We start from the raw sequence: 21,539 nt of genomic DNA, 5'->3' as shown, positions 1-21,539 counted from the left end.
GGTTTAAAGGCTTGAATGAATTAGTCGGCGATCTTTTTAGCTAGTGCGTAACCCAGCTTTTGAGCTGTTTCTGCAGTTGGATGGATCTCGTGATCCTGCAGGGTACGATTCTTATTTTGGTCAGTAATAATATTTGGTGCAATTTGCTGGAAGTTAATGACTTTAATGCCTCGGGCACGATAAAGCTTTTGTTCCTCATGACGGAGTTGACCATAGGTATAGCCGTACATGTCCCGCATGCTTTGACGATTTTCACCATTGGCATCGTATCGAGAAATTGGTAGGATACCGTAAATCTGAGCGTGGGGGGTGATTGCCTGAACGGCTTTCAAGCTCGTGCGCAGATGACGAATGACGTTGGTCAACGAACCTGATCCGGAACCATTCGTGTAGTCGTTGGTACCAATATGAATGAAGATGATGTTCATCTTCTTGATTTGACTCTTACGGGCAGCAACCACGGCCGGCAAGTCTTGAGGAAGGTGTTCCTTTCCCAGATAAGCCCAACGTTTACCAACAATCCGACCGCTTGGGCAGGCTAAATCAATGGTTGTTGTACCTGTACCAAGGTATTTTCCAACCCAGTCAGGATAAGAACTGTGGGAATAAAAGTGGAAACCGTCCCAGCCTGCTGGAATGGAGTCGCCAAGGACACCAATCTTTTGACCGAGGAAGTGGTTTTTAGCCACTTTTAATTTCACGTTATATGATTTTGAATCAATCCCCATCAGTTGAGATTCCAGAACAAAGAACGAGTGGGTCTGATCAGTATTGGTAACCTTGAAGACCTTTCGGGTTTTACCATCTAAAGTCAGATCAACTTCTTCGGTTCGGTACCAAGTCGTCTTTAAATAATGCTTCGGACTGATTGACTTGGTCAGGTGGACATCGGTGTATATTTTGGCATCCTTTTTTAATGCATAGGCATGCGGCAATACTTGAGTTGTGTAGCTGACTTGAACCTTCGATGTGTTCGCGGTGGTCCGGCTGGCGGGCTGACTCTCGATATTGAAGGCAAACGAAGTGATGGCAAACGATGCTAAAAAGACTGCCCCGTAAGCGACATACTTATTAAAAAATTTGAACATTGACTTTCTCCCCAGAACAAAATATTGAACATATAACCCCAAAACAATTTGGATCATATTGAAATCAAATGGTTCTTTTTAAATTCATCGATGAAAATGGCTCTATGGCGCATTTTCGCAATTAACTTTAATATTATACGACAAAACCTCGGTAAAGGTTATAAATTTCTGTAATATGCCTATAAATAATTAGAATACCTGTGTTGAGGCTATGAGAGAGTAAGCTTAATTGAAGATGGAAAGTTTTTCTAATGGTATTTTGGCCAGTCGCAACTTATCATAGTAGATGAGGTGATTTTATGAATTTTAAACAAGTTGTATTTGATGAAGAAAAAGGCATCAAATTAGATATTTATGACGCTGACAGCGACGTTGCCTTACCCGGGATTGTTGTGATTCCCGGCGGTAGTTACAAAACATTTAAAGAACGGGATGCAGCCCGAGTTGCTTTGACATTCTTGACCAAGAGTTATCAAGCATTTGTGGTTGAATATCCGGTTAATGAAAAGAAAAATTATCAAGAAGCCAAAAAGAGCATTGAGATGGCTTTTGACTACATTACAAAGAATGCCAAGGACTTGAACGTTGATACCAATAAGCTCGGTATCATCGGCTTTTCCGCCGGTGGTCAATTGGCAGCTGCTTATTCAAACGAACCTGACACCAAAGCTAAATTTGCCGTGTTAGGCTACCCAGTTTTGACTCAAGCTTTGGATGAAAAGATTGGCATTCAAAGTGAAGATGTTACCAAGCAGGTAACCAAGAACACACCACCAACCTTTATTTTCGGTGCCCGTGGGGATGAATTGGCTCCTTATGTCGACCATATTTATCCGTACACCGATGCTTTGTATAAGGATGGTGTTAACTTTGAAGTTCACCTATTCAGTACCGGTGGCCACGGCTTTAGCTTAGCCAACAAATTTGTTGGGGTTGTCAACCGGGATCGAACCGATGCGCACTTTGCCAAGTGGTTCCCATTATGCTTGGAATGGTTGGCAAGTTTGAAGTAAATTAAATTGATTTAATTTAAAACACAATAGCACCAAGCTACGGGTTTAACCGGGCTTGGTGCTATTTTTGATGGAGATGATTTAATCATCATAACTATTTTCGATTAAGAACCGGCGCGACAGTTCAACCAGGATTGGAGTCATCGGCATTGAAAGCTGGTTCCAATTGCGGTCGACAAATGGTTTGAATTTATTGAGGGCACCTTTGTCCAGCTTCTTAGTATCAGCTAGTAAGTGGCGCAATTCCAACGCAAATTCTTGAAGAGTGACTTTTTCAGAGTGACTTTTTAACGAGCCACTAATAGAAGTCAATTGTGAGAGATAACCGTCAAACTGGGTTGCCTCTGACACGGCTTCTTCATGGGGGAAGTTGATGGCATCATTTTTGCTTTGTTGCTGTTTAAGTTCTTGCAGGTAGGCTTCTCCTTTTGGGGTTAGCCATTTTGTTGCATGATTATCAAATAATTTTACGCCATCTACGAAATCAATATCAAAGGTAGCCGTTAATACCTGTTCATGCTTTTGATCCAACTTTGCCAACTCATTTAAAATCCTTGGGGCTCGATAGTTATTGTTCTTGCCGTAATCAATTAATTTCTGAACGGTCTTTAAATTAACCTGATTGGGCTGAGTCTCCAGGAAGCTTAAAATGAATTCCCGCATCCGATCTTCAAACTCCATAAATAATCGCCATCCTATTCTTATTTCTGTTAGCTATGAAAAAGCTTCATTTGAATATCTTGATCATAATTGCCAAACCCATGGCCAAAAATTGTGCAGCCACCTTTATGTTTTGCATTGTCTTTGATGGCAAAGCGGACGGTAAAGGTTGGCTGTTTCCAATCAATGTCATCAATTGAAACGTCGGTGAACGGTTGACCATCCAGGTAGCTTCCATGATCGGTAACACGAACGACTTTTAATTGACCGTATTGGTTAACGTTATCTGGTACCCAGGCAGGGGTGTATTTTCCACGAATATCGGAGAAATCGCCGGGACTCGTCCATGTCCCAACTTCAACATTATTAATGTAAAAGGTAATGTCAGAAGGCCAAACATTGTTGGAAAATGGGAATTCGGAACCCAGTTCCATGGAGAGATCCAGCATTTCCAGCTTGTCTTTTTCTTCCAGATAGTTGGGAAATTGGTATTCAACGAACCCATCGGTCCACCAGATCATTCCGGCTTTAATGCGGTCTGGACTCATGAAATACTTGGGGTTGTCGACTCTTCCAATGTAGTCGTTTTTACCGGCAAGGCCACAAGAGGGAGTCACGGAATAATCCGTAAACTGGCCAACCGGAACTTGAGTCTGGTATTCCGCAAATGCCGGATAGATTGTTGTTGGAAAATGAACATTAATGTTGTCGACTTTCAGATAAGAAATTTTGCTGTGGCCTTGGCGTTCAAAGCCGATAATTCCAGCATCTGCAAGTTTGTTGAGGTGCATCAGAATGATCGTACTGCTTAACTTTAATTTGTGTGATAACTCCTGGACACTCATTCGTTTAGATGACAGTGCCTGGATGATTTGGATTCTAACTGGGCTTGCCAGCGCCTTATAGACTTCCAGAGAGTCGTTGGAAATATCTAAGTCCAAATTTGTGACCTCCTGTTCAAAGTTTGGTAATTGTTAAATTAGTTATTCTTTAATTCATGGATATTTTAAGCTTTTAAATCAACATAAATGTTGATCGTAAAGCTGAAACCGTTTTCGAAACACCTTTATCTTAGCAAAACTACGATTTTAAGTCAAAAACATTCAAAACATTTACATAATAGCTTGTTGAAAGTACAAACACGAAATATTATAAGTATGTGCATTGGTGATCGAACGGTTACCAAATAATTAAAAGAAAAGAGGATTTTATATGACAGTCTATACGAATCCGCTGATTGTTCAGCGGGCAGACCCATACATTTACAAGCATACGGATGGTTACTACTATTTCACCGCGTCAGTCCCTGCATACAACTTAATTGAAATCCGCCGAGCTAAAACCTTGGAAGGATTAGCTCATGCTGCTCCACGGACAATTTGGCGCAAGCATGAAAGCGGTCCCATGAGCCAACTGATCTGGGCACCGGAAATTCATTATATTGACGGTAAGTGGTTTATCTACTTTGCCGCTGCTGAAACAACCGCTTTAGATAAGAACGGCATGTTCCAACACAGAATGTTCTGTATCGAATGTGATAATCCAGATCCAATGCGTAGTGAGGATGATTGGACAGAACATGGTCAGGTAAAAACCGGCATGGACAGTTTTTCGCTGGATGCAACCTGCTTTGAAGCAAATGACAAACTTTACTACGTTTGGGCACAAAAGGATCCGGCCATTAAGGGCAATTCGAACTTGTACATTGCTGAAATGGAAAATCCATGGACACTCAAAACAAAACCGGTCATGCTTTCAAAGCCTGAATTTGATTGGGAAACCATCGGATTTTGGGTAAATGAAGGACCAGCAGTTATTCACCGTAATGGACGTTTCTTCCTGACATACTCAGCAAGTGCAACCGATGAACACTATGCAATGGGAATGTTAAGTATTCCTGATGACCAGGATCTGTTGGATGCAAGCAATTGGACAAAATCTAAGAAGCCTGTTTTCCAAAGTGATATGGCTACTCATCAATATGGCCCAGGGCATAACTCATTTACGATCGGTGAAGACGGCAAGACCGATATTCTTGTTTACCATTGCCGTGATTATACCGAAATTAAGGGTGATCCATTATACGATCCAAACCGTCATACAAAGGTTCAAGCATTCACTTGGAATGACGATGGGACCCCTAACTTTGGTAAACCAGTTCCTTATAACTATGATTAATAAACTTCAGGATGCATTTAATTATGCAAAATAGTGCAAAAGCACCTAAAAAACAGGAGAGTAAGAATTTCTGGGGATTCCCATTTACCCACTTTACTTACTTCTTCATGTGGCAGATTATCTTCGGTTATTTAACACTTTGGATGGAACAAGTTGGTCATATGAACGGCGCCGAAGCCGGGATTGTGTTCTCAGCTATGTCAGGACTTTCATTATTATTCCAACCAGTATTTGGTATCTGGTCAGATAAATTAGTTTTCAAAAAGAATTTGCTATTTATGATTTCCATCGCTGCTATGTTAATTGGACCATACTTCCAGTGGGTCTTCTTACCATTAATGCACATTAACTCAATGTTAGTTGCCATTATTACAGGTATCTTCCTTTGCTTCATCTTCAACGGAGGTGTTTCAGTTATTGAACAATATGTTCAACGTGCCAGCTTGGCTAACCACTTTGAATATGGTCACTCACGAATGGGTGGCTCATTAGCCGGAATGTGCGCTTCATTCTTAGGTGGTCAATTATTCATTTGGCAACCAAATGCAATTTTCTGGGCATGTTCAATTTCAGCAACCATTTTGACTGGTTTACTGTTGTTCAGTGACAAAATCGATATGGATAACGCTGCAGCTGCTGGTAACACTTCAAACAAGCTTGACATGAAGCAAATCGGTAAAATCTTCAAGATGAAGAACTTCTGGTACCTATCAATCTTCTACATCGGTGCTTCAGCGATTTATGATGTTTTTGATCAACAATTCATTATTTTCTTCAAGACATTCTTTAACACAGCTGCCCAAGGTACACAGGCATACAGCTACATGACCACTGCACAAATTGGATTGGAATTCTTACTTATGATCCCAATGCCATGGATCATTAACAAGATTGGTTCACGAAATGGTTTGATCGCTTATGGCTGTATCTTGGCTGTTCGGATTATCGGTAGTGCCTTATCACCAAGTTTAATCTGGGTTATCGTCCTTCGTCTGTTGGCCGGATTCGAAATGCCTTTGGTACTTGTTTCAATCATGAAATATATTGCCGGAGCTTTCGATATTCGAGTTTATGCTACTGTTTACGCACTGGCTTCAAACTTTGCCAAACAGATTTCAGTCTTCGTCTTTTCAGCATTGGCAGGTAACATGTACGACTCAATTGGTTTCTACCACACATACTTAATTCTTGGTGCAATCGTTGCCGTTGTTACTATCTTCGCTGCATTTACTTTGAAGAAGGAAGACCCTGTTCAAGCAGGTGAAGTTGATAAAGAAGGAAACACTAAAGCTTGATTTAGATAAGCTTTTCAATCAATAAACAATCAAAATGACATCCAATTCAATTGGGTGTCATTTTTCTTTTGAAAGCTGAATTTAGTCCAAGTGATCTCACTTGCGTTTTTTTAATACTTCAAAACATTTTGAAAGGGCATTCATAATTAACTTGATTTTAAATAGGGTACTTTTATAATTTATGTATTGGGACTTTTCCCAGGTTTTCTCTACTAAATTAAGGAGGAATTCATTATCAAATCAAAATTAACCATTGACCGCGATCAAGTCGTTTCAAAAATCGATCCCAGAATATGGGGCTCATTCGCTGAACACCTTGGTCGATCAATTTATGAAGGCATTTATCAACCGGATCATCCAACTGCAGATGAAGACGGCTTTCGAACAGATGTTATTGATGCCGTTAAAAAGCTGAACGTGCCATTGGTCCGCTATCCCGGTGGGAACTTTGTTTCCGCATATAACTGGGAAGATGGTATTGGCCCTAAAGACCAGCGGCCAACCAGACTTGAATTGGCATGGCGAAGCAAAGAGACCAATCAATTTGGCATTCATGAGTTCATGAAGTGGGCAAAGAAGGTTGGTACTGAACCAGATATGGCTGTCAACCTTGGAACTCGGGGTATTGATGCAGCCCGCAACTTGATTGAGTACTGCAACTTCCCTAAAGGCACTTATTGGAGTGACTTGCGTCGTCAAAACGGTGCGGAAAAGCCATTTAATATCAAAGTTTGGTCATTAGGCAATGAAATGGACGGTCCATGGCAGATTGGTCATAAGACCGCTTATGAATATGGCCGGTTGGCTGACGAAACGGCTAAAGCCATGCGCCTGATTGATCCGGATATTGAATTGATTGCATGTGGAAGCTCATCTCACCAAATCAATACCTTTGGTACTTGGGAAGAAACATTGTTGGACCAGGCATATGATAATGTTGATTACTTGTCCTTACACCAGTACTACGATGACTCCGATCATGATTTGGGAGAATTCTTAGGGAAATCCGTTGATTTTGATCACTTCATTACAGACGTTGCCAACATTTGTGATGCCGTTAAAGCGCGTCGCCACAGCAAGAAACAAATTAACCTTTCCATTGACGAGTGGAATGTTTGGTATCATTCCAAGGCAGCAGATGAAAAGCAGGCTCCTTGGCAGGTAGCGCCACATCTGCTTGAAGATCATTACAACTTTATGGACGCCTTGCTGGTCGGCAGCTTGGCAATTACACTCATGAAGCATGCCGATCGAGTTAAGATCGGATGCCTTGCCCAGCTGGTCAATGTCATTGCACCAATCATGACAAATACCGATGGGACGCCTTCTGTCTGGTATCAATCCATTTTCTATCCGTTTATGCAGGCTTCAAACTTTGGTCGGGGAACTGCGTTGAGCGTTAAAGCCGATGTGCCGACATATCAAGCAAAAGATTATGAGGTTCCGTATACCGACTCAGTCGCTACGTATGACGATAACGGGGTACTGACAATCTTTGTTGTGAATAAGTCAAAAGAAAAAGTCGACTTTGAGTCAACAATTCAAAACTTTGATGTTAAAGGATTGAAGGAAGCTACTCAGTTCTGTGGTTATGATTTAATGAAAACAAACGAGGATCAGTCGATGCAAGTTAACTCACTGGATAACGTCACCGTTTCTGATGATAAAGTCAGTGCAGAATTGCAACCACTTTCTTGGGATGTTATTCGAATTAATGTGAATGATGAAATAATAAAGTATAAAAAGTCGGGTACTGAAGAAATTCAGTACCCGACTTTTTATTATTTGTTGCATGACTATTTGGTTACTTTATAAACTCGTTTTCCAACCATCCAGGTTTCTTTGACTCGGACGTTCTTGATGTCATTATGTGGAATCGTGAAAATATCTTGATCCAGCACAACAAAGTCACCGGCATAACCTGGCGCCAGCAAGCCGTTTTGATGAAAACCACCGATTTTTGCCGGCCAGTTGGTATAAGCAAAGACTGCATCAGGCACATTGATGGCTTCCGATGGATTAACGATATCACCGTTGACCGCGGTTCTGGTCACAGCTGCATAGATATTGACAAATGGGCTGTCTGGTTCGGCCCAAGGCGTGCAGGGAGCATCGGAACTCAGGGCAAACTCGGCTTTGGTGGCCATCATTGATTTCACTCGGTAGATTTGCTTGAACTGCTCAGGTGAAAGGTAGCTGCGATAAGATTCGTCTTCTGCAAAGAAGAAAATTGGCTGAGTCACCAAGGCGTAATTCATGGTTGCCGCTTGAATCTGATCAAGCATCCTGTCTGATAGAATTGACGCGTGCTCAATTCGAATCGAAGGCTGGTCGGACAGCCACGGCTTCATATTGTCAGTCGTATCCAGGATCAATTGAATGGCGGCGTCACCCATTGCGTGAATGGCAACCTGTAAGTCATGTTGCTTGGCATATTCGACAGCTTGTTTGAGCTTGGTCGCATTGGTTAAGCTGACGCCTTGCTTGCCGCTGGGATACGGTTGGCTGTTATAAGCCGTTTCGCCGGAAATACTGCCATCCATGAAGACTTTAATCCCGGCAATTCGCAACTGATCGTCATTGGTCGGCTGGAGCCGGTTGTTGCCGGCAACCTCATCATAGACGTAGTAAATTGATGTTTTGGGTTTAAAGCCAGCTTGAACAGAATCCTGATAGAGTTTTAGAGAATCATATGGGCGGATTCGGCCCATCATTTCACCAATGGCAACAATCCCGTTTTTCAGATAATGATCGGAGCTGTTGACCATGTTATCCACGTCGGCTTGGTAACTTTGAGCCGATTTGGCTTTGATGAGCAGCTGGGTGGCGGCGACTTCCTTCATGTAGCCATTGGGCCTACCGTCTGGAAAATGGCCGATAAAGCCGCCCACCGGATCCGGTGTCGTAGCCGTGATGCCCGCCATTTCAAGGGCTTTGGAATTGCCGACAGAGGAGTGACAGTCGGAACGATAGATAAAAATCGGCTGGGTGGTGGAAACCTTATCCAGGTCATCCACAGTCGGTGTTCGATGTTCGGCTAATTTCGTTTCATCAAATCCCCAGCCTTCGATCCAGGTGTTGGGGCCCTGACCAAATGCCGGTGAGTTTCGCAGCGCCTCCTGCATGTCAGCGATACTGTTGACGTTCGGCGGTGTGCAGGCAACCCCGTGAAGGGCATCCGCAATGTATTTGGGATGCGTATGAACGTCAATCAAGCCCGGCAGGACAGTTTGATTCTTCAAATCAATGGCATCGCTGTCGTTGACGTCACTTGTATCGCCAACCCAAACCACTTGACCGTCTTTGATTGTCATGGCCGAAGCAAAAGTGTTGGCATCAGCTCCGGTGAATATTTTTCCGTTAATGAAAGTTGACATAGCAATTCTCCTGTAAGATCGATTTAAGTCTATTATTTAGTCATAATGGTAGCGATTGCAAGCCCTATCTTTGTGGAAATTGAATTCGTAAAAAGCTATCATTAAAGTATTAGCTTTAGTGAAGGAGCAGACTGATGGAATCTTTGGAATCGCACACTTTAAATGCATTTTCGAAAAACATTGAACTGACCGATCATCAAAAGGCGGTCCTCAAACAAATTGATGAGTTCACTCGGACACACCTCAAGGAAGACGGGCACGCGGTGTTTGTTTTGATGGGGGATGCCGGAACCGGGAAAAGTCTGATTTTAAATCAGTTGTTCACCAAATTGGCTCAGGAAGTTGATGATTCATATTTCCTGGTTAATCATCCGGAATTGCTGAAGGTCTATCGGGAACTTGCTGGGCAGACCCCACATATGCTGAAAAAATATTATCAGCGTCCAACCAGCTTCATTAATCAAATGCATAAGCAGGATAAACACGTTAATTTAACAGTCGTTGACGAGGCCCATTTGTTATTGAGCAAGCCTGATCACTACAACAATTATTACGGCCAGAATCAGTTGGAAGATATTATCCAGTTAAGCCGGGTGACGATCGTTGTGTTTGATCCCCACCAGGTATTGCGGACCAAGAGTTTTTGGAACAAAGCCCGCCTGGAAAAGTTGATCGCACCATATCCTCATGATTTGGTACACCTGAAACAACAGTTTCGGATGCAGGCCAGTCCCAAATTGATGGATTGGCTGGATCATTTTATCGATGGTGATGTGATTGGACCGGTTCCCCAAGATATTGGTGATTATGACTTTCAGATATTTGCTGATGCGCAAAAAATGTTTCAAACAATTATCAAGAAGAATAATCAGTATGGCTTGTCACGGATGACCTCAACCAGTGGCTATCCATCAACTTTGGATGGCGGTAAGCATTTGGTTAACGAAGGCAACTTCCATCTGCCCTGGGATCAGTACAATTTCACCAGCACCCCTTGGGCAGAACAGCCACAGACGATTAATGAAGTCGGTAGTATTTATACTGTTCAGGGATTTGATTTGAACTATATTGGCATCATTATCGGCCCGCCATTTTATTTGACCGACGATAACCGGTTGGGGGTTGACCCAAGCAAGGTTACCGACGTTGAGATTTTCAAGCACCGGTCGGATATGACTCCCGAAGACTATGAGGCCAGCAAAGTCGAACTGTTGAGAAATTCGCTGAACGTGTTATTGCGTCGAGGGATTAAGGGAATGTATCTGCATGCCCATGATCCCAAGCTTGAAAGCTATTTGGAACGGATGAACGGCTAATCTTTCGAATTCGGATTGATTGACATATATTTACTATTTCGTTATCCTTTGTTCAAATCATGATTAATTGACAGGAGATTTAAAATGAAGAAAAATAGTATGATTGTTCTTGTGGTGATTGTTGTTTTAGGTGTCCTGGGTGGTGTTTGGTACCACCATAATTACGGTAAAACCTATTATTATGGTCAGGTTAGTGGCCAAATCGAAAGAACCGAAAAGGCCCCTGCAGGCTATCACAACAGATACTATTACAAGATTGACGGTTGGGATAAAGATGGCAACCATAAACAAATGGAAGTCGGTTCCATTGGCGGCCATAAATTTGTAAAGAATCGGTTTATCAAGATTGGCTGGTCACGGGCAAAAAAGGTTACCGGATACGAACAGGTTTCTTATAACCAAATCCCCAAGACAGCAAGAGAAAAGATTACGAATGCAAAATAATTTTGAGATAATAAAGGAGGCAGCCGAGTTGATGGCTGCCTCCTTTAAACTAAGGAATTAAATTATTCATCATGTGAAGCGCAATGCTGTAGCGAATATCTCTGAAATGCATGTAGGCAAATGACAGGCAGCAGCCCAGCAATGAATACATGATCCAAGTCCAATCAAAACTTAATTCATGGGCAAAGCCGAAGATCGCTCCGCTGACAAGAACGGCCAAAATATTATTCAGCCGATTATCGTTATTGAAAAAGTAATTCATAAAGATTCCTCTGAAGATCAGTTCCTCGAAAATCGGTGCCAAAAAACCGGCAAAGAAAATATTTAGTACTGGGTTCTTCATTTGGGCAGCGTTGACCGCCTGCTGGTTGCTTGGCATGGTGAGAATGTGCTTGGCAATTAACCATTGCCAAGCCATTTGGACAAGTGTCATCAAAATAAACAGCCAGATTAACTGGGAGATTCGCTTCGCTGTCGGCTTCTTTCTGCCAATCTTTCTGGGATTGTTTGCCTCGAGCTGTTTGCCGTAGCGCCAACCAATTAGTGACAGTCCACCAGCAATCAGTACTAATGACAAGCCAAGCAGATGACGGGCCGACAAGGGATTCTTAATGTAGTCGCTGGCAATTTCAAACACGGATTCGACGATCAGGTAAACTGCCAGAAATCCCACGAATTTTAGAATCTGGAGTGATTTAGTTGTGAGATACCTGGTTTTGTCCATTTATCTAAACTCGTTAACCTCAATGCGGTTCTTATCGGGATCAAGGATCGTAATCGAGTTAACGTTTCTCCTTACTTCAGTTTTTTGGGTTGGTTCGTCAACAATATCGACAAAATAATTAATCAGGTGCGCTTTGATGTCGGCCATTTTATCTTTAGCGATTAAGCCAAATGAGATTGGATTATCTACTGTATCTTCCTTACGAAAATCCAAAAACATTTTGTTCAAGTCGGCACCCTTATCACCATTTGGTAAATCAACGATTCTAAGATCAAAAACTTCATGGTAAAAGCGTAAGCTGGCTTCTAAATCTGATACGGGGATCGTAATATACTCAATTTCTCTAATATTCATTGTTATTCATCCTTTAAAAGTGATATTTATATTATAACCCTTCAGCCTTTCTTCGCACGATTAGTTCGACTACAATAGGAAACAAGAGTAACGTAACAAAATGTATGTAGTATTCGATTTAATTAAGGAGTGAACTTTTTTGCCATTATTATCCGTATCAAATCTTTCAATGAGCTTTGCCGAGAAAGATCTGTATAAAGATGCCGAATTTACGCTTGAAAAAGGCGAGCACATGGGCGTGGTAGGTCAAAACGGAGTTGGAAAATCAACGCTGATTAAGATCATTACCGGAAGTGAACTGCCTCTTTCTGGAGATATAAAGTGGCAGAAAAACGTCAAAATTGGTTATTTGGATCAGTATGCCGACGTTGATGAGGACATTACCCTCATTGATTTTTTGAGAACGGCATTTGCCGACCTTTATAAAACCAACGACCAGTTGAACGCACTGTATAACAAGTACGCTGAAACCGCCGATGACAAATTGTTGGAACGAGCTGGGAAGCTTCAAGATATTTTGGATTCCAGCGACTTTTATAACATTGATACCCGAATTGAACAGACCATTACCGGCTTGGGCTTGGTTAACATCGGCCGAGATCATTTGGTTGGAAAGATGTCCGGTGGTCAGCGTTCCAAGATTATTTTGGCGAAAATGCTGCTTGCCGATCCTGATGTCATCCTGCTTGATGAGCCTACCAACTATTTGGATACAGCCCAGATTGACTGGCTGGTTGATTATTTGAACGGTTTCTCCGGTTCAGCACTGGTGGTTTCCCATGATTATGATTTCTTGGAAAAGATCACCAACTGTATCATCAACGTTGCCTTTGGTAAGATTACCAAGTACCGTGGCAGCTTCAAGCAGGCCATGAGACAACGTGCCGAACGTGAAGAGTTCCAGCAGCGTGAATATGATAAGCAACAGGTTGAAATTGAAAAGGCCGAGCGCTTTATCCGTAAGAACAAGGCTGGTTCAAAGTCAACGATGGCCAAATCACGAGAGAAAAAGCTGTCGCATATGGAGAAAATTGATCCGCCTTCAACTAATATCAAGGTAAGTTTCAACTTTCCGTATGAAGAAACTGGTTCTCACGAAGCTTTGACGGTTGATCATTTATCGGTTGGATACAATAAGCCATTATTAAAGCCCGTAACCTTCACCATTTCGATGGGTGAGAAATTCGGCTTTGCCGGTTTCAACGGAGTTGGTAAATCAACTTTGATCAAGTCGATTTTAGGCAAGATTCCCGCAAAGGGCGGAACCGCCAAGTTTTCGCCATCGTCTCACATCAGTTACTTCAGTCAGGAACTTGAATGGGATAATAACCGCATGACCCCTATGCAGATTATTTCCGACAAGTTTCCAAAGCTTAATCAACGGACCATCCGGACTAAACTTGCCAAGTGTGGTTTGGATGCGGCCAACGCCATTAAGCCGATTGGCGAGCTTTCCGGTGGTGAGCAGACCAAGGTCAAGTTGGCGATGATGGAATTTACACCAACCAACTTCCTGATCATGGATGAGCCTACCAACCATTTGGACGAAGAAACCAAGGAAGCCTTGAAGCGGGCACTTGACCGTTTCCCCGGCAACCTGATTATCGTCAGCCATGAGTCGAGTTTTTACGACGGCTTGGTTGATAAGGTCTTGAATGTTGAACAATTAAGTTTAAAAGAAAAACCGGTTATCCGGGATGAATCACAAAGATAATCAAATGAGCCCCATGCGGAAATAAACCCGTGTGGGACTTTTTATACCAAAAATAATCCTTGATTTACGCTGTTAACTTATTGTAAAATAAATTTGCACCAACAACTCAAGGCATATTAAGTTTTCCCCTACTGACTGTTCAGTGCCTTGAGTTTGTCTAAGAAAATAAATGCAAACGTTTTCTTTTGGCAATCAACATTAGCTTGTCAGCATGATGAATAACCGATGAGTTCTTAGCACCGAATTTTGGCCAATTAATGTTAATATGAAAGTAACTATTAGTAAGCGTCGGCACGACTTGAGCAGACATGCTGTTGCTGTGAGGGGGAGAAGGATGCTTTCAATTGTTTATTTGGTACTGATGAGTTTATTGGCAGGAATTTTGACCGGGATTGTCGGGATGGCATCTTTGACGCTGTATCCGGTTTTACTGTCGGTTGGCGTTGCCCCAATTACCGCAAACGCGACCATTACGGTTGCTCAGGTTGGTGGTGGATTAGGGACCGTTACCTCATCGTTGCGGGAACTTCACGGTCACTGGAAACAAGCATTTCAGATTGCTGTCTTAAATACCCTTGGTGGGGTGTTTGGGGCAATTATTCTGATCCATAGTTCCAATTCCGGATTTAAAAAAATTGTACCTGTCTTTATCATGGCAGCCGGGATCATGATTTTGACACCGAAGCGGGCTGGCCGTCAGGCGGTTAACACTCGCTTGGTTACTTTTGTGAGCTGGCTCAGTACATTCTTAGTCGGCATTTATGCCGGGTATTTTGGTGCTGCGTCTGGACTCTTGATGATTGCGGTGCTATCCAAAATCGTTCATGAAAACTATGCAATTTATAATTCAATGCGAAATTTCGCATCATTTTGCAACAACATCGTGGCCGCAATCATGTTTATCTGCACGATTCCAATTGATTGGCGAGTCATCATTCCGCTACTGATTGGCTTGTTTACCGGCGGTTATATTGGCCCAATCATCGTGAGATATATTCCATCCACAGTCATTAAGCGGGCAGTGGGGATATTTGCTGTTGTCTTGGCCATTGTGTTGGGGTATCAGGCTTATTTGTAATTATTTATGAAATGATTGAACAGAAAAAAGGTTGACCATAAGTTTTTCACTTATGATCAACCTTTTTATATTGAGAAATCATTTTCAGTTAAGTCTGCCTAAGCGACTTCAGCACTTGGCGTAATCTTTGTTCGATTCAATAGGACTGAACTGGTAACAACTGACAATGAACTTAATGCCATTGCCAGGCCGGCCAATTCAGGACTGAGTGCCAAGCCGATGAAGTAAAAGACACCGGCAGCTACTGGGATTCCCAAGACATTGTATACGAAGGCCCAGAATAAATTGAGCTTGATTCGATTGAACGTCTTTTTGCTCAACTCCAATGCCTTGTAGACATCTCTAAGATCATTTTTAACCAGGACAATGCCACCGGATTCAATGGCAATATCAGTTCCTGATCCCATGGCAATTCCAACATCAGCGGTACTTAAAGCAGGGGCGTCGTTGATACCATCACCGACAAAGGCAACTTTACCGGATTCCTGAAACTTCTTGACCTGTTCTGCTTTGTCTGCGGGTAATACGTCAGCAACCACCTGGTCAATGCCAACCTGATCGGCAACGGCCTGAGCCACCGCATGATTATCACCGGTCAGCATGACGGTCTTCAATCCTTGAGACTTCAAAGCAGAGATGGCGTCTTTTGAAGTTGGCTTTGGCGTATCTTGAATCGCAATTAAGCCAATGATTTCATCACCTTGGCCAACGAAGACAACTGTTTTGGCTTCATGCTGGAGGGTGATCATAGTTGATCTCAGACTAGCACTAACGCTGACATCATTGAGCAATTTATCGTTACCGACAAATGATGTTTCGCCTTCAACAACTGCTTGAATGCCTTTTCCTTCGATGGCTTTGAAATCATGTGAAGGGGTGAGTGAGATTCCGGCATCTTTAGCTTTCTTGATAATCGCAGCTGCCAGGGGATGCTCGGAAGATTGTTCCAAGCTGGCGGCAATTGCCAAGACCTTTTCATTATCACCGACGATATCGGTTACTTGTGGTTTTCCAACGGTAATGGTTCCAGTTTTGTCGAAGATGACGGTTTTAACATCGTTTACGGCTTCCAAGACCTCACCATTTTTGATGAGGATTCCCATCCGGGCACTGCGGCCGGTTCCAACCATCAATGCGGTTGGGGTTGCAAGCCCCAGTGCACATGGGCAGGCAATTACGACGACGGACACTGCAAAAATCAGTGAGCTGGCAACGCTGGCACCAATAAAGACATACCAAATCAAGAAGGTCAAAATGGCAATCATCAATACCAGTGGAACGAAGATTTCTGATACCTTATCCGTTAATCCCTGAATTGGGGCATGACTATTTTGGGCCTTTTTAACCAGCTCAACGATTTGTGACAACATCGTGTTTTTACCAACTTTGCTGGCTTTGAAGGTGAACGTTCCAGTCCCGTTAACCGTGGCACCAACGACTGAATCACCAATCTTTTTCTCAACCGGCATGCTTTCACCAGTAATCATGGATTCGTCGATGGTTGAGGATCCACTGACAATCTGACCATCAACGGCAATCTTCTCACCAGGACGAACCTTAATCTCATCGCCAACGACAATCTGAGAAACCGGCAGCTTCACAACTTTGCCATCACGGATGACTTCAGCATCCTTTGCTTGAAGGTTAACCAATTTTTCAACGGCATTGGATGCATTATTGCGCATCCGCTCTTCGAAGACCTGACCCAATAGGACAAAAGTCGTCACAAAGGCGGCACTTTCAAAGAAGACTGCTTGATGGGTTGCCATTGCATAGATGCTGTAAACGTATGCGGTTGTGGTCCCGATGGCAACCAAGGTGTCCATATTGGAATGGTGCTTTTTAAATGATGACCAGGCACTCTGTAGGAATGGGCCGGCAGCAACGATCATGACGACCGTTGTTAAGGCAAACATGGTCCACTCACCACCCGGCATCATCCAGCCGAAGAGTTTGAGAATCATTTCGAGTAACATTGGTAGGGAAAATACCAATGAAATCCAAAAACGTTTTGTAATACTCATCATTCCACCTCAACTTTTCCACTGAACATGTCCATTCCACAACTGAATGTGAATTGGCCGGATTGATCCGTTGGTACCTGAACGGTCTTGGTAACGTTGAGTGGGAGTTCCTCGGAGAAGCCAAGATCATTTGAATGAACGACATCTAAACAACCCTGGGCGTTGGTTCGCTTAAAATTGATTTCGGCGGGGACGCCTTTCTTTAATTTAACGACTGATGGTTCATAGCCACCGGCAACTGTTACGTTAACTATTTGTTTATTTTCATTCATAATGAATTCCTCCAATTATTTGATAACCAACTTACCGTGGAACATATCCATTCCACATGCCCATTGGTATTCGCCGGGCTTACTTGTGTCGATTTCGACTGACTGCTTTTCATTTTGGGGAAGTGCTTGATTGACGCCAAAGTCTGAAAAGACTACTCGATCCAAACAGGATGATGAATCCTTTCGGGTAAAATTCAGCGTGGCGGGAACCCCTTTTTTCAGGATCACGACTTCGGGTGAGTAACCACCTTTGACCTCAACGTTGACCACTTGACGATCATCTGCGACTTCAGCACTTTCTTCGGCAACTTCATGTTTACCAAAGAACCACCAACCAATAAATCCGATGATTGAAAGTCCGATAATCAATACAATTAATTTCAAAACGACATCTCCATTTCTTCTTTAAGTTTACATGTGTAAACTTTAACTGTGATTATCATATCTCTGAAGTTTACATCTGTCAACTTAAAAAGCAAAAAGATGGGATTCAATCTGGTTAAAGACTAGCTTAATGCCGGTTTTAACGAGGTTGAATCCCAACTATTTATTGTTCAAACGACTATGTGACTATTATTTATTAAACGTACCTGCTTCCACCTGACGAATAAAGGTTGCCAGATGATCATAGTAAACATCCGGATTATCGATCATGTGATGGTGACCGCCTTCTGGAGTTGAAACGAACTTGGCGTTTGGAATCATCTTAGCCATTCGCTTACCGGTTTCGATAGGCATAGTTTCATGTTCACCAAAGGTAACCAGGGTAGGAACCTTGATGTCCTTCAAATGGTCGGTGAAGTTCCATTCAGCTAACTTTCCGGTAACAACGAATTCGTTATCACCTTGGAAGGCACCGTAGATATCGGTGTTGGTAACGTCGATCAAATGTGAAAGCTTTGAAGGTTGTTTACGGTCAATGTAACCTTTGTTCAAAATATCAACGTATGATTGATATTTGTCATTGTCGTAATCGCCTTTGGCTTCGCAGTCCTTCATGTAGGCAACTTGCTCAGGGGTCAAGGCTTTTTCACGAACTTGTTCCAAGTGCTTGGTGTAATCATCGATTCGATCAACCATTGAAGAAATAATAGCACCTTTCAAGTGTTGACCAAATTTGGCAGCGTACTCTTGAACCAGTAATCCACCCCATGATTGGCCAATCAGATAGAAGTTGTCCAAACCGAGCTTTTCACGAACTTCATCCACTTCATTTAAGAAGTAGTCGTAGTTCAAGATATCCTTGCGGTTCTTTGGATCGCTGAAGTCAGGACTGTCTGAATACCATGAACCCAATTGATCGTACATGGTTACCTGAACGTCCAAGCCTTGCTTCTTCAATTGCTTGGCAGCGTCTTCCCAATATTCATGTTCACCGCCGGGTCCACCGTGTAATGCCAACAAATGAATGTCACCGGTTCCTTGGGTATTGGTCCATAAGTGATAGCCATTATCCAAAGTAATGATCTTTGTTCCCTGTTTCATCAAAATCACCTATCCTTATTATTATTTATAAAAAGCATATCACATTTACTGTTGATTATCATCGAAAGGCAGTAGGGGAAGCTTAATTTTTGAGGCACCAAGATCAAATGTATATGAGATGTCCTGGTTACTGCGGATGGTGTAATCCATATCGGTTGCGTAAATGATAATCCCTAATTGATGGCCTTTAAGCAAGCGCCAGAAGGTTGGTTGAAAGGCCATTGTGAAATTATAATACTGGCCAGGCTTTAAATCGTCTGATTTGTAATTATTGGTTCGATTTTGCATGTTCATGTGGCAGTCGGTAAATTTCTTGTACGCGGTAACTTGCTTCTCTGGCAGGAATTCTTTCAAATCATCCTTGCGCCATTGATAACCGGTAATGATCTTTTGGGCCGAAAGAACTTGAGGAACGGCCGTCAGACGTTTTTCATCACCGTAGTCCACCAAAGCGGCACTTAGTAAACCGAGATCGGCACTGCTTGCAGCCAGCAGAGTGATCTTTGCCCGACCATCAACTGTAATATCCCGATCTAACGGTTGTGAAACTAATTTAATCGCGTGCTTGTCTAACTTGGAGTGGTTCTTGGTAAAGAGTGCCTTTTGCCATTTCTTGGTGTTGTCAATGTATTCATTAAACAAATCATCCGGTAACTTGTCGCTGAAGACGTGGTTTTCGTTAAGGTTGGTAAAGCGGCCGTCATTTAGTGAAATGTTATTGACGTCAGCATCACCACCCCAATCCTTGTAAGTCGTCCATGTTTCGGGTTCGGCGTTATCTTGAACCAAAACATCCGGAAGCACTTTGTTGGCTTGGTTATCAACATCCAACAATTTGTTGGTTAGCCAAAGGTTGACCATATCCGTGAAATCAACTGAACGGAAATTGTTCAAATACTCGTGCTGTCCTTGGTGGAGAACTAATTTTTGGGTAATATTTTCATTCTTCAAAGTATTGCGGAGATTGTAAACGTGTGACAGCTTGACGTTCCAGTCATTTAAGCCGTGGACCAACATCAAATCGGCCTTAACATTCACGTCTTTAAGCAGGTTCCGGTTGTCCCAGAAACTGTTGTAACTGCCGGTCTTTCGGTCTTGGCCGCTTGTCAGCTTCTTGAGTTGATCCAGCCAAGTGTCTTTGATTTTTAGATAGTCTGCAGCTGATTGTTCACGGCTGAATGTTAATTCACCCAGAACGTCGGCATCTTCACCTTGGAAGCCGCCGGGAGCAACGACAAGACCGTTTTCACGATAATAATCGTAGTAATTTGAAATGCCGGCTTCAACAACGGCTGTCTTTAATCCTTTAACCCCGGTTAAGGCAGAAGCCGTGGCAAGAGTGGCCAAGTATGAACGGCCGGTCATGCCGACGTTGCCGTTGGACCACCATGCTTCGATACCGATTTGGTCGTTTCGATTGGTAAATGCATGACGATCGCCATGCAGCCATTCGATAATTGAGGTGGCACTCAGTGTTTCATCAGGGGTTCCAGTTGTCCGGACACCATCGGAATCTTTAGTTCCAACACCTGATGAGTAGACAACCGCAAAACCGCGAGCCAGGAAATAGTCGTTTAATGAGTACGTCCATGTCTTAACGAATGACTCTTCGGCTGATTTGCTGGTTTCCTTGACTTCACGGGGAGCTGGAAGGTTGGAGTTATCATAATCGAACTTGATATCGTCGTAGGTCAAATCATTGGGTTCTTTGCGGGTTAATTTTTCTTTATTGACATCATGGGTGAGAGCGTCAGCTTGTTTATCGTTGGTTCCTTGATCATAGGGGCTTTCAGTGAAGACAACCGGGACCTTCATCCCATCTTCGGTATCGGCAGGACGAATGATTTCGGCCTTCAATAGATCACGTTTACCGTCATGATCGGTATCCAGCGGGGCCTCAACGTAAACGACGTCATGAATCAGCTTGCTGGTATCGGAGACCGCTTGAGCTTTGCCGTTAAAAATCAATGGCCGCTTTAAGTCATTCGTTCTGAAAAATTGGTGATAGTAGCCCTGGCCTGCTAAGTAGTCGATTAAAGTTTGACCAAATTTTGTGCGGGTATTAAGTAATTTATACCAGGCGTCAATGACCTGGTTGCGGTCCAGGGTGTCATCAACAATGGCAGTTGGCAGATGGAATTCCTTCATTGCTTTAAATGGATCGGTCAGCTCAAAATCCAAGCCGACTTCAAATCCCAGCAACTGTAGAGCTACATTATAGAAAGCTAATTTGGATACCGAGTCCGATTGGGTGGTGTACTCATAAGCATTGAGCTTGGGAGTTGCCATCAAATTAGACACTTTTTGAATCCGGGTAGCCAAACTTTGTTTTTCAATGAAGAACTTGAGTAATAATTGCCGGTACAACATCACCGGATCGGCCATTTTCTTGGTTCTTGAAGTGAGAAAATGGATATCTGCAAGTTCTTGAACGATCTTTTCGTGACTAGTAGGAACATAAGCAAACTGATTGATTTTCATGTAATAGCCTCCTGAAATGATTGTTATCGCTATTAT

At 42.8% G+C, this 21,539-nt stretch carries 19 protein-coding genes; 8 read left to right on the top strand and 11 right to left on the bottom strand.

From position 1 onward, the window contains the following. Window positions 1–20: 20 nt before the first annotated feature. Window positions 21–1,088 carry an SGNH/GDSL hydrolase family protein gene (locus LKE01_RS05000; RefSeq protein ID WP_056982082.1) on the bottom strand — a complete coding sequence of 356 codons (1,068 nt, stop codon included), beginning with the start codon at window positions 1,086–1,088 and terminating at the stop codon, window positions 21–23. A 299-nt stretch (window positions 1,089–1,387) separates the two neighbouring features. Between LKE01_RS05000 and LKE01_RS04995 the strand changes: the two genes are divergently transcribed. Then, window positions 1,388–2,101: an alpha/beta hydrolase gene (locus LKE01_RS04995; protein WP_056982080.1), complete on the top strand. Its 714-nt coding sequence runs from the start codon at window positions 1,388–1,390 to the stop codon at window positions 2,099–2,101. Window positions 2,102–2,182: 81 nt separating this feature from the next. On the opposite strand, the gene LKE01_RS04990 is transcribed toward LKE01_RS04995, so the two are convergent. Beyond that, the gene (locus LKE01_RS04990) at window positions 2,183–2,782 is read right to left on the bottom strand and encodes a hypothetical protein (RefSeq protein ID WP_225364662.1); all 600 of its coding nucleotides are present in this window, start codon (window positions 2,780–2,782) and stop codon (window positions 2,183–2,185) included. 29 nt (window positions 2,783–2,811) lie between these two features. After that, window positions 2,812–3,702: an ArsR/SmtB family transcription factor gene (locus tag LKE01_RS04985; RefSeq protein WP_054769123.1), complete on the bottom strand. Its 891-nt coding sequence runs from the start codon at window positions 3,700–3,702 to the stop codon at window positions 2,812–2,814. Between the two features lie 271 nt (window positions 3,703–3,973). Between LKE01_RS04985 and LKE01_RS04980 the strand changes: the two genes are divergently transcribed. The 3 genes from LKE01_RS04980 to arfA all read left to right on the top strand — a co-directional run bounded on the left by LKE01_RS04980 (window position 3,974) and on the right by arfA (window position 8,049). After that, on the top strand, window positions 3,974–4,939 hold the full coding sequence (locus LKE01_RS04980) for a glycoside hydrolase family 43 protein (RefSeq protein WP_056982078.1): 966 nt from the start codon (window positions 3,974–3,976) through the stop codon (window positions 4,937–4,939). A 23-nt stretch (window positions 4,940–4,962) separates the two neighbouring features. Continuing rightward, the gene (locus tag LKE01_RS04975; RefSeq protein WP_056982076.1) at window positions 4,963–6,234 is read left to right on the top strand and encodes an oligosaccharide MFS transporter; all 1,272 of its coding nucleotides are present in this window, start codon (window positions 4,963–4,965) and stop codon (window positions 6,232–6,234) included. A gap of 234 nt (window positions 6,235–6,468) precedes the next feature. Beyond that, entirely contained in the window at window positions 6,469–8,049 is a 1,581-nt protein-coding gene (gene arfA, locus LKE01_RS04970; protein ID WP_275452996.1) for an arabinosylfuranosidase ArfA, read from the top strand. Here arfA and LKE01_RS04965 read toward each other — a convergent pair. After that, complete coding sequence (locus tag LKE01_RS04965; protein ID WP_054769124.1) at window positions 8,031–9,611, bottom strand: amidohydrolase; 1,581 nt, start codon at window positions 9,609–9,611, stop codon at window positions 8,031–8,033. The genes arfA and LKE01_RS04965 overlap by 19 nt on opposite strands. 134 nt (window positions 9,612–9,745) lie before the next feature. Here LKE01_RS04965 and LKE01_RS04960 point away from each other — a divergent pair, with 134 nt between their 5' ends. Together LKE01_RS04960 and LKE01_RS04955 are read left to right on the top strand one after the other, a co-directional pair. After that, window positions 9,746–10,927, top strand: coding sequence for a DUF2075 domain-containing protein (locus tag LKE01_RS04960; RefSeq protein WP_056982074.1), 1,182 nt, complete (start codon window positions 9,746–9,748; stop codon window positions 10,925–10,927). Window positions 10,928–11,011: 84 nt separating this feature from the next. Further along, a complete protein-coding gene (locus LKE01_RS04955) occupies window positions 11,012–11,371 on the top strand; it encodes a YxeA family protein (RefSeq protein ID WP_054769125.1) in 360 nt (119 codons plus the stop codon). A 49-nt stretch (window positions 11,372–11,420) separates the two neighbouring features. Here LKE01_RS04955 and LKE01_RS04950 read toward each other — a convergent pair whose 3' ends face one another. Beyond that, window positions 11,421–12,095: a CPBP family intramembrane glutamic endopeptidase gene (locus tag LKE01_RS04950; RefSeq protein WP_056982072.1), complete on the bottom strand. Its 675-nt coding sequence runs from the start codon at window positions 12,093–12,095 to the stop codon at window positions 11,421–11,423. Next, window positions 12,096–12,449 carry a VOC family protein gene (locus LKE01_RS04945; RefSeq protein WP_056982070.1) on the bottom strand — a complete coding sequence of 118 codons (354 nt, stop codon included), beginning with the start codon at window positions 12,447–12,449 and terminating at the stop codon, window positions 12,096–12,098. A gap of 139 nt (window positions 12,450–12,588) precedes the next feature. Here LKE01_RS04945 and LKE01_RS04940 point away from each other — a divergent pair, with 139 nt between their 5' ends. Next, entirely contained in the window at window positions 12,589–14,163 is a 1,575-nt protein-coding gene (locus LKE01_RS04940; protein ID WP_491015927.1) for an ABC-F family ATP-binding cassette domain-containing protein, read from the top strand. 334 nt (window positions 14,164–14,497) lie between these two features. Further along, window positions 14,498–15,241: a sulfite exporter TauE/SafE family protein gene (locus tag LKE01_RS04935; RefSeq protein WP_056982059.1), complete on the top strand. Its 744-nt coding sequence runs from the start codon at window positions 14,498–14,500 to the stop codon at window positions 15,239–15,241. 98 nt (window positions 15,242–15,339) lie between these two features. On the opposite strand, the gene LKE01_RS04930 is transcribed toward LKE01_RS04935, so the two are convergent. The 5 genes from LKE01_RS04930 to LKE01_RS04910 all read right to left on the bottom strand — a co-directional run bounded on the left by LKE01_RS04930 (window position 15,340) and on the right by LKE01_RS04910 (window position 21,503). Beyond that, window positions 15,340–17,265: a copper-translocating P-type ATPase gene (locus LKE01_RS04930; protein WP_082619734.1), complete on the bottom strand. Its 1,926-nt coding sequence runs from the start codon at window positions 17,263–17,265 to the stop codon at window positions 15,340–15,342. After that, on the bottom strand, window positions 17,265–17,537 hold the full coding sequence (locus LKE01_RS04925) for a cupredoxin domain-containing protein (protein ID WP_054769128.1): 273 nt from the start codon (window positions 17,535–17,537) through the stop codon (window positions 17,265–17,267). Before LKE01_RS04925 ends, LKE01_RS04930 begins: the two co-directional genes overlap by 1 nt. A gap of 15 nt (window positions 17,538–17,552) precedes the next feature. After that, window positions 17,553–17,921: a cupredoxin domain-containing protein gene (locus tag LKE01_RS04920; RefSeq protein ID WP_054769129.1), complete on the bottom strand. Its 369-nt coding sequence runs from the start codon at window positions 17,919–17,921 to the stop codon at window positions 17,553–17,555. 189 nt (window positions 17,922–18,110) lie between these two features. Then, entirely contained in the window at window positions 18,111–19,022 is a 912-nt protein-coding gene (locus LKE01_RS04915) for a proline-specific peptidase family protein (protein ID WP_056982045.1), read from the bottom strand. A 45-nt stretch (window positions 19,023–19,067) separates the two neighbouring features. Next, a complete protein-coding gene (locus tag LKE01_RS04910; protein ID WP_056982036.1) occupies window positions 19,068–21,503 on the bottom strand; it encodes a Xaa-Pro dipeptidyl-peptidase in 2,436 nt (811 codons plus the stop codon). Between the last annotated feature and the right edge of the window lie 36 nt (window positions 21,504–21,539).

Source organism: Lentilactobacillus kefiri, assembly GCF_007989105.1.
Lineage (GTDB): Bacteria > Bacillota > Bacilli > Lactobacillales > Lactobacillaceae > Lentilactobacillus > Lentilactobacillus kefiri.
This window is presented reverse-complemented; position numbering and strand designations above follow the sequence as displayed.